This is a genomic window from Stenotrophomonas sp. STEN046, from assembly GCF_056759755.1.
Genome location: NZ_JBRRDR010000041.1, coordinates 1 through 13,176, shown reverse-complemented (window position 1 = coordinate 13,176; position 13,176 = coordinate 1). Strand labels below are relative to the sequence as shown.

Here is a 13,176-nt window from a genome sequence, read left to right as displayed (position 1 = left end):
CCGCTGCCGCGAATCGTCGAATGAGGAAAGCAGCCCGTCCGCCCACCCTGATGGAGTTCCCATGCAACCGACCCTGACCGCCTTTGCCACCTCCCCCGACCGCGGTCAGGGCCTGGCCCGCGACATGCGCGTGCGCTGGGCGCTGGAAGAGCTGGGTCTGCCTTACAGCGTGCGCCTGCTGTCCTTCGCCGAAATGAAGCAACCGGCGCATCTCGCCCTGCACCCGTTCGGGCAGATTCCCACTTACGAAGAAGGCGATCTCGTGTTGTTCGAATCCGGCGCGATCATTCTGCATCTGGCCGAACAGCATCCAGGCACACTGCTACCCACCCGTGCTGATGAGCGCATGCGTGCAATCGCCTGGATGTTCGCGGCGTTGAACACCGTCGAACCGCCCATTGTCGAACGCTCGATGGCATGGGTGCTGGAGCGTGATCAGCCGTGGTACGCAGAGCGGTTGGTGATGCTGGATGGGCGCGTACGGCAGCGCCTCGGGCAGTTGTCCGCGCGACTGGGAGAGGCGCAGTGGCTGGACGGTTCCTTCAGCGCTGGCGATCTGCTGATGGTGTCGGTGCTGCTGCGGCTGCACAGCAGCGGCATCGTGAATGAGTACCCACGGCTCGCCGCCTACGTCGCCCGCGCAACCGCCCGCCCGGCCTACCAGCGCGCATTCGCTGCGCAACTGGCGGTGTTCCAGAACCAGTAGCTACACGCCATGCGTGGAGAGCGCCATCAACGCCCGACAACCATTCCCCAGCGAATGGTGAACACCCCCTAAAACAGCCGTCGCGCGGCACGCCCCTGGCCAACCACCATCACCTACGCTCCAGTCTCGCCCTCGCCCGGAACCGGATCATGCCCCTCGTTGCCATCGCGCTTGCCTCCGCACTCTCCGCCCTTCCCGACATCACCTGGGAACGCGAGCGATCCGAAGATGCGCACCAGCTGACGCTGTGCCAGATCCATCGTGACCAGTTGATGGACCGCAAAGAGAGCTCGGACAGCTACAGCAAAGCCAAAGCGGTCTGCGATCTGCTGGCACGCGAGTACCGGCAGAAGTGGGATTTCGATGCGCACGATGCACTGGCCGCACAGGCCGTGGATTTCGATGAACTGATCCGGCGAGGTGATGCCGTGGCCGTTCCTGCCGAAGAAGCGCAACGGGCCTTTGACTGAGCGCGCCTGCGCTCTATACACCAGCTTCACCTGCAATCGGCTCCGATCGCTGTTGCCATGCCCGGCGACGGGTACGGGAGTGGTAATGGCCCGCCAATGCCCGCCCACCTGAGGACGCCGATGTGAGCACTTCACAGCACTCCCTTGCCTACCTCGCCGCACGCGTACTGCTGATGCTGCTGTTCCTGGTCTCCGGGCTGGGCAAGCTCGGCAATCTGGCCGGCACGCAGAGCTACATGGAAGCCACCGGTGTGCCCGGCATCTTGCTGTGGCCGACCATCGCCTTCGAGATCCTCAGCGGGCTGTGCATCCTGTTCGGCTTCCAGACCCGCGCCGTCGCCATCGTGCTGGCAGGCTTCAGTCTGGTCACCGCCGTTGTGTTCCACCACAACCTGGCCGACCAGACCCAGCAGATCATGTTCCTGAAGAACATGGGCCTGGCCGGTGGATTCCTGCTGCTGGCATGCACCGGCGCGGGGCGCTACAGCCTGGATGGCCGGCGCCGCCGGTAGCAGTCAGCGCGTAGTGCTCAGCGCGTTGTTCGCCGGCACGCGGCCTGCACCAGCATCAGCTGCGCCACCATCAGCAGCATCGCGCCGCCCGACAACAGCCACGGGTCGATGTACCACTGCTCGTTGAGGCTGAAGCTGCCGGCGGAGATGCGTTTCCAACCGTTGAAGTGCTGCATCGCTGCCACCACGAACGCGAAGCCACCGCTGGTGTACGCAAGCCAAGGCACTACGATCCCACCTGGCCGCGCGAACAGGGTCAGCACACCCAACACCCCGATGACCGTGCGCTGCACGCGGCAATACGGGCACACGTAGGCCAGCCCGCTCCATTCCACCGACCACGCCAACAGGCTGATCAGCATCGCTGCCGCCCCTGCGATGTAGAGCGTCCTGGTCATGCTGCCGTGGTGTGTCATCGCGTTCTCCGTTCCTGTGCGGGCACGGGCAGGGTAGCGTGAAGTGAGCCGCGATGAAGCGGCTACAGGACGATGGCAGCAAACAGCGCCAGAATGGCCGTGGTCGTCAGCAGGAAGGACACCATCACAGAGGCAAGCGCACGCAGCGCCGATCCTCCATTCAAGGCGACGAATGCCCGCGTACGGGCCCACAGGTACCAGATCACCGCCAGCGCCCCGATGGTGGGGGCGGTGAACGGGCCGGTCTGGGCCGGAGAGGACGCCGCCGCCTGCTCCAACGCCAGGCCCACCACGAAGGGGCAGGCAATGAAGGCCTGGATGGAGAAGGGCTCGCGCAGGGTCTCGCGATTGACCGGCAAGCGCTGGCGACGCAGCGTGCCCAGCGCCGCACCCAGCGCATACACGCAGAACACCGCCGAACGTGTCAGCAGCAGTCCCTGCTCGCTGTCGAAGAGCAGTTGCCCCACCGGGGTGGTGAGCTTGGGCGATGCCATGCGCAGCGTCATTTCCAGTGCATGGGCGAGGGCCACCGAGAGGATCAACATCAACACGGGGCTGATCGCATCGGAGAACCGCTGGTCCGGGTCCTTGCCGAGCTCGCTGCGGACATACACAGCAACCTGGCCTGGGTGGACCAGAACGCGCCAGAAGGTCCTGGGGTAGAAAACGAGCCAACCGACCAGCTCGTACAGGAATTCTTCCAGCGATCGCAGCAGTCGTATGAGGTCCATGCCCGCAGTGGATAGCCTGCAAAGCGTGAAGCCCGGATCACGGCGGGGGGCCGGCACCGGTGATGCCCCAGGTGTCCCCCTGACTTCTGGCAGTCACTGCCCGCCGATGCTTCTCGTAGCGTGCGGGCGGCCCACCTTCTGGGCCTGTGCGGGTACCGGACATGGCAACGGAACGTGCAATCAGCCGCAGCGCGGAGGCGGTCTACCTGCTGGTGGTGGTCACCGGCATCTTCAGCCTGGGCTATGTGCCTGCACAGCTGCGCGTGGTGGGTGAGCCGCAGGCGATGCTGGGCAACCTGGTTGCCCACCAGCAGCTGTTCCAGTGGGGCGTTGCCGCCTTCGTGGTCGAGCAGGTCGCCTTCCTGCTGCTGCCCCTGATCCTGTTCCGCCTGCTGCAGCACGTGCATCGCCCCATGGCGGTGGCGATGGTTGCCTTTGCTGTCACCGCCGTACCCATCGCACTGGTAGCGGCGAGCCATCGGCTGGATGCGTTGGCCGTACTGACCGATACGCGTTTCAGCGCACTGGTTGGCCCCGACGTGCGCAATGCGATGGCCCTGCAGTCGCTGTAATCCTGGAGCAACGGCATCCACATCGCATCATTGTTCTGGGGGCTGTGGCTGCTGCCGTTCGGCTGGCTGGTCTTCAAATCCGGCGTGCTGCCGAAGGTCTTTGGGGTACTGCTGATGCTGGGTTGCCTGGGCTATGCGGCCAATGTGTTTGGCAAACTGCTGATTCCCGGCTATGCCGGGATGGCCGTCTCCAACTATGCCACCGCGCCCGCGTCGTTGGGCGAAATTGGCATCTGCCTGTGGCTGCTGGTGGTCGGTGTGCGTACACGCGTGCGCACGACGATCTGACGCTCTCTTCCGAGGACTTCCCGATGGCATCCGGCGCGCTGCACGACATCCGCATCCACGTCCGTTTCAGGCTGTCCGCGCTGTGGGCGGCACTGATGTTCTGCTACATCTACGGCGATTACTTCGGCCTGTACGTGCCCGGCAAACTGCAGGGCATGATCAATGGCGCAGGCCCGATTGGCCCGGTCAGCGAGAGCACGCTGGTTGCCACGGCGCTGATGCTGGCCATCCCCGGTCTGATGGTGGCGGTATCGCTGCTCGCACCGGCGCGGCTGACGCGGTGGCTGAACATCCTGTTCGGCCTGTTCTACACCGCGATCATGGTGCTGACCATGCCGGGCGCCTGGTGGTTCTACATCACGCTGGGGGTGATCGAAATCGGGCTTACGCTGGCCATCTGCCTAGTGGCGTGGCGGTGGCCGCGGGAGTGACATTCACGTTGGCCCTGGTGCCGCCGCCAGCTGACAGGCGCCTGCCTTGAACCCGTCTTACGAATCGGGCTGTCGCAGCCAACCGGTCATTGCCTGCACATGTTCGGCAAGCCCCAGCTGACGCCGGGTCCGCGTGATCATGCTGGCGATCTCTGCTTCGAATTCAGCCTCGTTCTGCAGACTGCAGCGAAGCGCCTCGCATCGGTGCTTGAGGTTGATCGCCCACGGCGCGTCGTCCGGATTGGCGATCACCTGTCCGAACAGGTGCCTGCTCTGGTCGATCGCACCTGAAACGCCTGCCGCAACTGCAGCGTGGTAGAGATTCCATATCGACTGGCCTGCATTGGCCGCCATCCAAGCCTGCACATGCGAGGCCAATGCGAAGCGCTCCCGCAATGCGAGTACCTCCTGCCCCGCGCGTTCGGCCAGGAACGTCGCCGCCACCGCGAACTGCGCGTCACTGGTGAATTCGTGGAAACCCTCGACCCTGTGGCCGGCATCGAATGACAGGAAGTCCTTCTCATTCCAGAGGAAGCACGCCCCAACGTTCAGATAGCTTCCTTTGCTCCACGAAGACGGCTGGAATTCAACCACGCCAAGCCACCAGCCCTGATCGTCCAGCCAGATTCTGGAGCGCCCTTTCTGCACACAGCCCAGGGGGCGGAGATGGGTTCTGGCCGCTGCGGTGATCAAGCGCGAATGTGCGGGTGCCGGCATTGCATGCGTCCTTGCGTTGCGGAATCTACCGGGAAGCGTACGTCAGCGTGGTGCGCATCAAGTAGGGGTCCGGCACTATTGGCAGTGAATCACTGCAAACCCAAGGAAGGTACATGTCCATTCACCAGACAAACATCTGCGGTCCCGCGCAGATGCTCCGGCAATGACGGACAGTTCACCGTGATACGTCTGGGGCAAAGCGTGAAGTCCAATAGCATCTATTCCGCCGATTCAGAGGAACGGTGGCACCGGCAACGGTAGCTGCTCCCTAAGCCTCCACGCTTGACCCTATCCTGCGATAACGACATAACATCTGAGAATGGAAACGACATACGAAATCAAGGACCTGTCAGAAGCCCTTAGCCAAGCAACGGTCGATCATATGGAGAAGCTCTCCGCTGCACTGCTGGCCAAGGATAAGAAGGCATGGCGGCAGAATGAGCACAGGAATCCCAACGAAATCGCTGCGGACCGAAAAAACAATGACGATTTCAGGTCCGGCTTGATGCAGAGGGATCTGCGCGTTGTTGCGTGGAAGGCCAAGCCCTACAAACAGCCGCGCTGGCAGATCTTCAAGGAGTATCGCTTCGAGCCCATACCCGTGGTGTGGGTAGATATCGACCTGGCCAGTGAATCTGGCAACCACAAAGACGATATTTTTGTCGCCCTGGGCCTGTCTGAAAACGGGGAACTCAAGGAATGCTATTACGTGCCCAAGGACTAGATCTTTTGGCCAGGCGTCCCTGGCAAATGGAAGCCACTCATGCGCGCGCGCATAGAGCGGCAACCCCATCGTTCATTCTCTAATGGCGGATGGTGGGCCCACCAGGATTCGAACCTGGAACCAAGGGATTATGAGTCCCCTGCTCTAACCGTTGAGCTATAGGCCCGGCGCAGCTGCACAGTGTAGTGGAGCCCGCCCCCGCACGGCTACTCAGCCTGCCAGCGCCCTCGCCACACGCTCCAACCGCGCCTCTGCAATTTCAGCAAAGTGTGCCATCTGCTGCAGGTGCGCCTGGAACAGCGCAACCGCACGTCGGGCTCCCTCCAATCCCGGCTGGTTTCCCCCGCAAAAACCTTCCACCAGCCCCGCACCAGACTGGGTAAGAACCGCGAAGGTGGCGCGCCGGGCGAACCCCAGCCGATCCTCCCGTTCGTCCTGCATCACTTCATCCCAGTCCAGCAGCGCTGGAAAGTCGGGAAGGGTGCTACCTGCTACATCGTGTCCAACATCATTCATGGCGAAGCTCCAGATGCACAACCGATCCATGCAGCAAGGCGCACGTCGTACACGTGGCCTGCTGCGCGCCTGCATCGATGCCGGTGTTGCCCGGCTCGCCTACGAGATGTGTTGAGCACCTGCGCGGCCAGAGTGCGGCGGCTGCAGGAAGAATTCAAACGGCAGATGCGTCATCGGGCAGACCCATCGGGCATGCCCCGGAAGCCCCAAAGAAAAACCCCGCCGAAGCGGGGTTTTTCCAGACAGAAGCAGTTGCCGAGCATGGCTCGGCACTACCTGGCGATCAGTCGATATCCAGGAAGCTGCGCAGCTGCTCCGAACGGCTCGGGTGACGCAGCTTGCGCAGGGCCTTCGCTTCGATCTGGCGGATGCGCTCGCGGGTCACGTCGAACTGCTTGCCGACTTCCTCAAGGGTGTGGTCGGTGTTCATGTCGATGCCGAAGCGCATGCGCAGCACCTTGGCTTCCCTCGGGGTGAGGCCAGCCAGCACGTCGCGCACGGTTTCAGACAAGTTGATGTTGGTGGTGTTCTCGATCGGGGACTCCACATTGGTGTCCTCGATGAAGTCGCCCAGATGGGAATCCTCGTCGTCGCCGATCGGGGTTTCCATCGAGATCGGCTCCTTGGCGATCTTCATCACCTTGCGGATCTTGTCTTCCGGCATGTCCATTTCCTTGGCCAGCTCCTCCGGCGTAGCCTCGCGGCCGTACTGCTGGAGCATCTGGCGGGAAATGCGGTTCAACTTGTTGATCGTTTCGATCATGTGCACCGGAATACGGATGGTGCGCGCCTGGTCGGCGATCGAACGGGTGATGGCCTGGCGGATCCACCAGGTCGCATACGTGGAGAACTTGTAACCGCGACGGTATTCGAACTTGTCCACCGCCTTCATCAGGCCGATGTTGCCTTCCTGGATCAGGTCCAGGAACTGCAGGCCGCGGTTGGTGTACTTCTTGGCAATGGAGATGACCAGGCGCAGGTTGGCCTCGACCATTTCCTTCTTGGCCTTGCGCGCCTTGGCTTCACCATAGGCCATGGCACGGCTGAGTTCCTTCAGCTCGTCCAGGTCCAGCAGGGTCACCTTCTCGATATCGATGGTGGCCTGCTGCTCGGACACGATCTGGTCCTTCACCTCACGCAGCGCCGAGGACCACTTCTGCTTGCGCTTCAGTGCGTCTTCCACCCATTCCAGGTTGGTCTGGTTGCCTTCCCAGGAACGGATGAAGTCCTTGCGCGGCATACGTGCAGTGACGGTGGCCAGGTTCAGCACGCGACGCTCGTGGGCCTTGACGCTGCCCATGGTGTCGCGCAGCTGCTTGGTCAGCACGTCGGTCAGCGGCAGCGGCAGCTTCAGGGTGACGAACACCGCCGACATCTCCTCGCGGAGCTTGGCCAGCTGCTTCTTGTCGCCCTTGGCAACAGCCTTCTTGAACGCGGCCAGAGCGTCGCTCAGCGCCAGCATGCGCGCTGCGACTTCCTCCGGATCCGGACCGGTCGGGCCGGCTTCTTCTTCACCGCCGTCGACGTCGTCATCTTCCTCGTCGGCATCGTCATCGCTGTCGTCGGCGTCATCGGCCACGGCAGCCGCCGGGGCCGGCACTTCTTCAGACAGATCGTTGAAGCCGACGATCACTTCGGCAAGGCGCTTGCGGCCTTCCTTGTGCGCTTCGTAATCGGACAGCAGCGATTCGACCGACACCGGGAACTGGCCGAGTGCGGCCTGGACCTGGGACAGGCCTTCTTCGATGCGCTTGGCGATGGCGATTTCGCCTTCGCGGGTCAGCAGCTCGACGGTGCCCATTTCGCGCATGTACATGCGCACCGGGTCGGTGGTACGGCCACCTTCGGTATCGAGCGCGCTCAGCGCGGCGGCAGCTTCTTCGGCTGCAGTGTCGTCGACCTCACGGTTGCCCGTGTTGCCGTCGTTGAGAAGCAGGGTTTCCACATCCGGAGCAACTTCATGGACATCAATGCCCATGCCGTTGATCATGCCGATGATGTCTTCGATCTGTTCCGGGTCGACCATGTCGTCGGGCAGATGGTCATTGACTTCGGCATAGGTCAGGTAGCCCTGTTCCAGGCCCTTGCTGATCAGTTGCTTGATTTCGGATTGGGCAGGACGTTCGTTGGCCATGTAGTGCTCGCGCCACCGGCTAGGGGGAAATAGGGAACGTAGCATTATACCAGCCCGGGGCCCGGCCTGCCGGGCGGTGGTCCCGGCGGCCTAGGGCCTGAGGAGGAAGGTCACGGGACCGTCATTGACCAGGCTGACGACCATATGGGCACCGAATCGGCCCGTTTCCACCCCCGCTGCATGATTTTCACGACAGATACCGACAAATCGATTGAACCCGCGTTCAGCCTCGTCCGGCGCGGCGGCGCTGGTGAAGCTGGGCCGCATGCCCGAACGGGTGTCCGCCGCCAGGGTGAACTGGCTGACCAGCAGCAGCCCACCACCGGTGTCACGCAGTGAGCGGTTCATCCGGCCGGCCTCATCTGCAAATACACGGTAGCCAAGCACGCGTTCGGCCATGCGCTGCAGGTTCGCCTCGGTATCGCCGGGTTCCATGCCCACCAGGGCCAGCAGCCCGGGGCCGATCTGCCCCACCACTTCGTCGTCCACCCGCACGGCGGCCTGGCTGACACGTTGAATCAGGACGAGCATCGGCAGGCTTCCAGGCAAGGGCCGGCCACGATAGCAGCGCCCTTGGCTAAACTGGGGCCGATGAATCCACACCGCAAAGCCCGGCTGGTCTACCGCGCCACCACCCTGTTCGCCCGTCTGCCCTGGCCGTTGCTGCGGGGGTTCGCGCATGCCCTGGCGTGGACCTGGGTCCGCCTGGACGCCCGCGAGGCCCGCGTCACCCGCCGCAATCTGGAACTGGCCTACCCCGAACTGGATGGCCCTGCACGCGAGCGCCTGCAGCGCGAGCTGCTGCGCTCCACCGCGCTGCAGGCCATCGAGACCCTGCGCCTGTGGAGCCGCTCGCCGGCCGACAACCTGCGCCTGCACCTGAAGCAGCAGCATGGCCAGGCGCTGTACGACGCGGCCCTGGCCAGTGGTCGGGGCGTGATCGTGGCGGCCCCGCACTTCGGCAACTGGGAACTGCTGAACCAGTGGCTGGCCTCGCGCGGGCAGATCGCCATCGTCTACAAGCCGCCGGAAGACGAAGCCAGCGACGCCTTCCTGCAGATCGTGCGCGGCGGCCAGAACGTGCAGCAGGTGCGCGCCGAAGGCCCGGCGGTGCGCCAGCTGTTCAAGGTGCTCAAGGACGGCGGCGCCACCGGCATCCTGCCCGACCAGCAGCCCAAGGCCGGCGACGGCGTGTTCGTCCCGTTCTTCGGCGTGCAGGCGCTGACCATGACCCTGGTCAACCGCCTGGCCGAGCGCACCGGCGCCATCGTGCTGTACGGCTGGTGCGAGCGGATCGGCCCGGACATGGAATTCGCCCTGCACATCGAACCGACCGACCCGGCCGTGGCCGACCCGGACCCGCAGGTGGCCGCCACCGCGCTCAATGCCGGCATCGAACGCATCGCCCGCCGCGACCCCACCCAGTACCAGTGGACCTACAAGCGCTATACGCTGCGGCCACCGGGCAGCGGCGAGGAAGACCCGTACGCGACCGAAGAACACCCGCACTGACCGCTTTGCCCGGCCTGCGACAGACCGCCGCAGCACGTTGAATACGACGCTGGCGCCCCCATAGAGACACCGATGTCCGCCTCCCCCGGTCCTGCCATGTCTGCTTCTCTCCTGTTCGGTGATCCGGCCGCGATCCGTTGCGAGCGCGCGGTCGCCGAACTGCGTGCCGGTCGCCCGGTGCTGCTCCACGATGGCCACGGCCAGCGCCTGGCGGTGATCGCACTGGACAGTGCCACCGCCAGCGGCTTCGCCGCCTTCGCCAGCGCCGCACGCCAGCGCCATTACCTGTATCTCACCGCCACCCGCGCCCGCGTGCTGGGCGTGGAAGCGCCCGACGGCGCGCGGCTGCCGTTGGCCGGCATCGCCTTCGATACCCTGCCCTCGCTCGGCTACCTGCGCGAACCCGGGCCGATGCCTGCCGGCTGGAGTGCAGGCGATGCCTTCGATGCCGGCGCGGTCGAACTGGCCCGGCTGGGCCTGCTGCTGCCAGCGATGGTGGCCGTGCGGCTGGAGGCTGACGATGCCACCTTCGAGGGTGCCAGCGAGGTCGGCCTCTGCGATCTGGCCGAAGGTGCCGCCCATGCCGCGCACGATTACGAGCTGGTGGCGCGCTCGCCGGTGCCGCTGCGCGATGTCGGCATGACCACCTTCGCGGTGTTCCGTGGCGGCGTGGCCCAGCGTGACCAGGTCGCGATCATCGTCGGCGAACCGGATCTGTCTGCCGTGGTGCCGGTGCGCGTGCATTCGTCCTGCCTCACCGGCGACCTGTTCGGTTCACTCAAGTGCGACTGCGGCGACCAGCTGCGGCGCGGCCTGCGCAAGCTGAAGGAACTCGGCGGCGGTGTGCTGCTGTACCTGGACCAGGAAGGCCGCGGCACCGGCATCGCCGCGAAGATGCGCGCCTATGGCTACCAGCACGACGGCCTGGACACCATCGACGCCGATGCGCAGCTGGGCTTCGGTGCCGATGAGCGGCGTTACGGCAGTGCGGTGGCGATGCTGCGCGGGCTGGGTGTGTCGCGGGTCGCGCTGCTCAGCAACAACCCGACCAAGGCGCAGCGCCTGCGCAACGCCGGTATCGAAGTGCTGGACTGCATTCCGGTGACCGGCGAGATCACCGCCGAGAACGAGCATTACCTGCGCACCAAGGCCGACCGTGCAGGCCACCTGCTGGATGTCGACGCGCTGATCCAGGCCGCCCAGTAAGCCGGCCGACCTGCTAACGTCTGCGCGGTGCGGTCACCACCGCGCCTGCCCGCCCTGCTGCCTGACGGACGCCCGCGTGACCGAACTGCCCTTGCCTGCTGCTGCCACCGAAGTTTCCCTCGACCTCTGGCAGCCCTTGCCACGGCGCGCCGCCCGGCTGGCGGCACTGGAGGGTGCGTTTGGCGGGCTGTTCATTCCCGGCACGCCGCTGGCGGCGGCCTGGTGGTTCTTCGATCTTCCCGGCGGCCTGTGGGGCGCGGCATTGGGTCTGCTGGCCGGCCTGGCCTTCGGCGGCTGGATCGGCCACCGTCGCACCTCGCGCACGCGCTGGCGACTTGACGCACAGGGCCTGGGCCTGCGCCGCGACCTGATGTGGCAACTGGAAACCCGCATTCCCATTTCGCGCGTGCAGCACCTGGACCTGCGCCGCGGGCCGCTGGAACGACGCGCGCGGCTGGCCACGCTGATCGTGCATACCGCCGGCACCCGCCTCAGCGCGGTCACCGTCAACGGGCTGGACGAAGCTGACGCCGAACGCCTGCGTGACACCCTGGCCCATCAGCTCGACCAGGACGCCGACGCCCTGTGAGCCAGCCGCCGCCCCTGCCGCCCGCACTGCCCGATGGCGGCCAAGAGCACCGCCTGCATCCGTGGTCGTGGCTGTTCGTACTGCTCATGCAGTTGCGCCACTATTTCCTGCCTCTGGTCGCACTGCTGGTGTTTGGCCAACGCAGTGACCGCGACCCGATGTGGGCGCAGCTGATCCCGTTGGGCGCCATCGCCGCGCTGGTGCTGGTGTCGGTGCTGCAGTACCTCAGTTACCGCTATCGCATCGGCAGCGATGCGATCACCGTGCGCAGCGGCCTGCTGGCGCGCAACCGGCGCGAGATTCCGTTCGCCCGCATCCACAACGTGGAAGTACGACAGAACCCGCTGCATCGCCTGTTCGGTGTTGCCGAACTGCGCCTGGAATCGGCCGGTGGCGTGCGTCCGGAAGCGGAGATGCGCGTGCTGCGGCTGGACCAGGCGCTGGCCCTGGAACAGCTGGTGCGCCAGCGCGGACAGGCGCCACAGGCGGTTGCCGCCGCCGATGACGCGGTGGCGTCCCCTGGCGCGGATGACAACGAACAGGTGCTGCTGCGCCTGTCCGGCTGGGACGTGTTGCGCATGGGCCTGCTGTCCAACCGCGGCTGGGCGCTGGCGATCGCCGCCTTCGGCGTCCTGTTCCAGACGGTGCCACGGCCGGTGATGGACGACGCCATCCAGCGCGGCGGGCGCGAAGCCTTCGGCTATGCCAGCCATCTGCACATGGGGATGACCGGCGGCCTGGTGTTGCTGGCCGCGGCCCTGCTGCTGGGTTGGCTGGCCCTGCGCGTGCTCTCGGTGGTCCTGACCCTGCTGCGTTACCACGGCTTCACCCTCAGCGAGCGCGAGCGGCGGCTGACCGTGTCCACCGGCCTGCTCAGCCGCACCCGCAGCAGCGTGGCACGGCGCCGCATCCAGGCCTGGACGCTGCGCGAAAGTACCCTGCAGCGCTGGTTCGGGCTGCGCCAGCTGCGCATCGACAGCGCAGCCGGCGGCCCCTCCCGCGACGATGACCGCGCCCTACGCGAACTGGCACCACTGGCCGCGGCCAGCACCTGCGAAGGGCTGGTGCAACGCCTGCTGCCGCAGGTGCAGTGGCCACCCGCGCACTGGCAGGCCATCCCCCAGCGCGGCTGGTGGCGCCTGTGCATGGGCTCATTGCTGCTGGTACCGCTGCTGAGCGTGGCCATGTATTGGCGCTGGGGCCCGTGGGGCACCCTCGTCCTGGCCTGGTTGCCGATCAGCCTGCTGATCGCACACCGGCAGATGGCGCGCATCGGCTGGCACCTGGATGGCCAGTTCGTGGCCGTGCGTGGCGGTTGGTGGAAACGCTGGTGGCGCTGGGCCGAGCTGGACAAAGTGCAGGGCCTGCGCCTGCAGCGATCACCGCTGGACAGGCTGCTGGGCACCGCCAGCCTGCAGCTGGACACCGCCGGTGCGCATGGCGATGTGGCGCTGGCGCTACACTATCTGCCCGTTGCACAGGCGCACGCGGTGATGGGCGAACTGGCCACCGCGCTGGCGCGGCGCAAGCTGCGCTGGTGAGGCGTGGTTGGCTCCGGCCGTGATGCGGGTAGTGGCCCGCCCCCCGCCCCGCGACCGCGCCGATTAGAGGAAGTCCCCCCCCACGGCGCCCCCCACCCCACCAAAGCACAG

Annotated in this window: 15 protein-coding genes, 1 tRNA gene and 1 pseudogene; 10 read left to right on the top strand and 7 right to left on the bottom strand. The window is 65.5% G+C overall.

Annotated elements, in window-relative coordinates:
- The first annotated feature begins 61 nt into the window (after positions 1–61).
- The 3 genes from ACVOLJ_RS16590 to ACVOLJ_RS16580 all read left to right on the top strand — a co-directional run bounded on the left by ACVOLJ_RS16590 (position 62) and on the right by ACVOLJ_RS16580 (position 1,688).
- A complete protein-coding gene (locus tag ACVOLJ_RS16590) occupies positions 62–706 on the top strand; it encodes a glutathione S-transferase family protein (protein WP_481564634.1) in 645 nt (214 codons plus the stop codon).
- 149 nt (positions 707–855) lie between these two features.
- Positions 856–1,176 carry a hypothetical protein gene (locus tag ACVOLJ_RS16585; RefSeq protein WP_481564633.1) on the top strand — a complete coding sequence of 107 codons (321 nt, stop codon included), beginning with the start codon at positions 856–858 and terminating at the stop codon, positions 1,174–1,176.
- Between the two features lie 122 nt (positions 1,177–1,298).
- Positions 1,299–1,688, top strand: coding sequence for a DoxX family protein (locus ACVOLJ_RS16580; RefSeq protein WP_481564632.1), 390 nt, complete (start codon positions 1,299–1,301; stop codon positions 1,686–1,688).
- 17 nt (positions 1,689–1,705) lie between these two features.
- Here ACVOLJ_RS16580 and ACVOLJ_RS16575 read toward each other — a convergent pair whose 3' ends face one another.
- A complete protein-coding gene (locus ACVOLJ_RS16575) occupies positions 1,706–2,104 on the bottom strand; it encodes a hypothetical protein (protein WP_481564631.1) in 399 nt (132 codons plus the stop codon).
- A 62-nt stretch (positions 2,105–2,166) separates the two neighbouring features.
- Positions 2,167–2,835: a hypothetical protein gene (locus tag ACVOLJ_RS16570; RefSeq protein WP_481564630.1), complete on the bottom strand. Its 669-nt coding sequence runs from the start codon at positions 2,833–2,835 to the stop codon at positions 2,167–2,169.
- 161 nt (positions 2,836–2,996) lie between these two features.
- On the opposite strand from ACVOLJ_RS16570, the pseudogene ACVOLJ_RS16565 reads away from it, so the two are divergent.
- Positions 2,997–3,695, top strand: a pseudogene (locus ACVOLJ_RS16565) (DUF4386 domain-containing protein).
- A gap of 23 nt (positions 3,696–3,718) precedes the next feature.
- On the top strand, positions 3,719–4,126 hold the full coding sequence (locus tag ACVOLJ_RS16560; protein ID WP_481564629.1) for a DUF6326 family protein: 408 nt from the start codon (positions 3,719–3,721) through the stop codon (positions 4,124–4,126).
- A gap of 57 nt (positions 4,127–4,183) precedes the next feature.
- Here the strand turns inward: ACVOLJ_RS16560 and ACVOLJ_RS16555 are convergent, their stop codons facing one another.
- Entirely contained in the window at positions 4,184–4,843 is a 660-nt protein-coding gene (locus ACVOLJ_RS16555) for a hypothetical protein (RefSeq protein WP_481564628.1), read from the bottom strand.
- A 319-nt stretch (positions 4,844–5,162) separates the two neighbouring features.
- Here ACVOLJ_RS16555 and ACVOLJ_RS16550 point away from each other — a divergent pair, with 319 nt between their 5' ends.
- Positions 5,163–5,567, top strand: a complete 405-nt coding sequence (locus ACVOLJ_RS16550; RefSeq protein WP_481564627.1) for a hypothetical protein — start codon at positions 5,163–5,165, stop codon at positions 5,565–5,567.
- Between the two features lie 90 nt (positions 5,568–5,657).
- On the opposite strand, the gene ACVOLJ_RS16545 is transcribed toward ACVOLJ_RS16550, so the two are convergent.
- The 4 genes from ACVOLJ_RS16545 to dtd all read right to left on the bottom strand — a co-directional run bounded on the left by ACVOLJ_RS16545 (position 5,658) and on the right by dtd (position 8,748).
- A tRNA-Ile gene (locus ACVOLJ_RS16545) sits at positions 5,658–5,733 on the bottom strand.
- A 44-nt stretch (positions 5,734–5,777) separates the two neighbouring features.
- Positions 5,778–6,083 (bottom strand): hypothetical protein, encoded by a 306-nt coding sequence (locus tag ACVOLJ_RS16540; RefSeq protein WP_481564626.1) that lies wholly within the window; start codon positions 6,081–6,083, stop codon positions 5,778–5,780.
- A 283-nt stretch (positions 6,084–6,366) separates the two neighbouring features.
- On the bottom strand, positions 6,367–8,217 hold the full coding sequence (rpoD, locus tag ACVOLJ_RS16535; RefSeq protein ID WP_481564625.1) for an RNA polymerase sigma factor RpoD: 1,851 nt from the start codon (positions 8,215–8,217) through the stop codon (positions 6,367–6,369).
- Between the two features lie 90 nt (positions 8,218–8,307).
- Entirely contained in the window at positions 8,308–8,748 is a 441-nt protein-coding gene (gene dtd, locus ACVOLJ_RS16530; RefSeq protein ID WP_481564624.1) for a D-aminoacyl-tRNA deacylase, read from the bottom strand.
- Between the two features lie 60 nt (positions 8,749–8,808).
- Here dtd and ACVOLJ_RS16525 point away from each other — a divergent pair, with 60 nt between their 5' ends.
- The 4 genes from ACVOLJ_RS16525 to ACVOLJ_RS16510 all read left to right on the top strand — a co-directional run bounded on the left by ACVOLJ_RS16525 (position 8,809) and on the right by ACVOLJ_RS16510 (position 13,065).
- A complete protein-coding gene (locus tag ACVOLJ_RS16525; protein ID WP_481564623.1) occupies positions 8,809–9,729 on the top strand; it encodes a lauroyl acyltransferase in 921 nt (306 codons plus the stop codon).
- A 72-nt stretch (positions 9,730–9,801) separates the two neighbouring features.
- Positions 9,802–10,935 (top strand): GTP cyclohydrolase II RibA, encoded by a 1,134-nt coding sequence (gene ribA, locus ACVOLJ_RS16520; RefSeq protein ID WP_481564622.1) that lies wholly within the window; start codon positions 9,802–9,804, stop codon positions 10,933–10,935.
- Positions 10,936–11,011: 76 nt separating this feature from the next.
- On the top strand, positions 11,012–11,524 hold the full coding sequence (locus ACVOLJ_RS16515; RefSeq protein ID WP_475278449.1) for a PH domain-containing protein: 513 nt from the start codon (positions 11,012–11,014) through the stop codon (positions 11,522–11,524).
- The gene (locus ACVOLJ_RS16510; protein WP_475278450.1) at positions 11,521–13,065 is read left to right on the top strand and encodes a PH domain-containing protein; all 1,545 of its coding nucleotides are present in this window, start codon (positions 11,521–11,523) and stop codon (positions 13,063–13,065) included. The genes ACVOLJ_RS16515 and ACVOLJ_RS16510 overlap by 4 nt, the downstream gene beginning before the upstream one ends.
- Positions 13,066–13,176 lie beyond the last annotated feature (111 nt).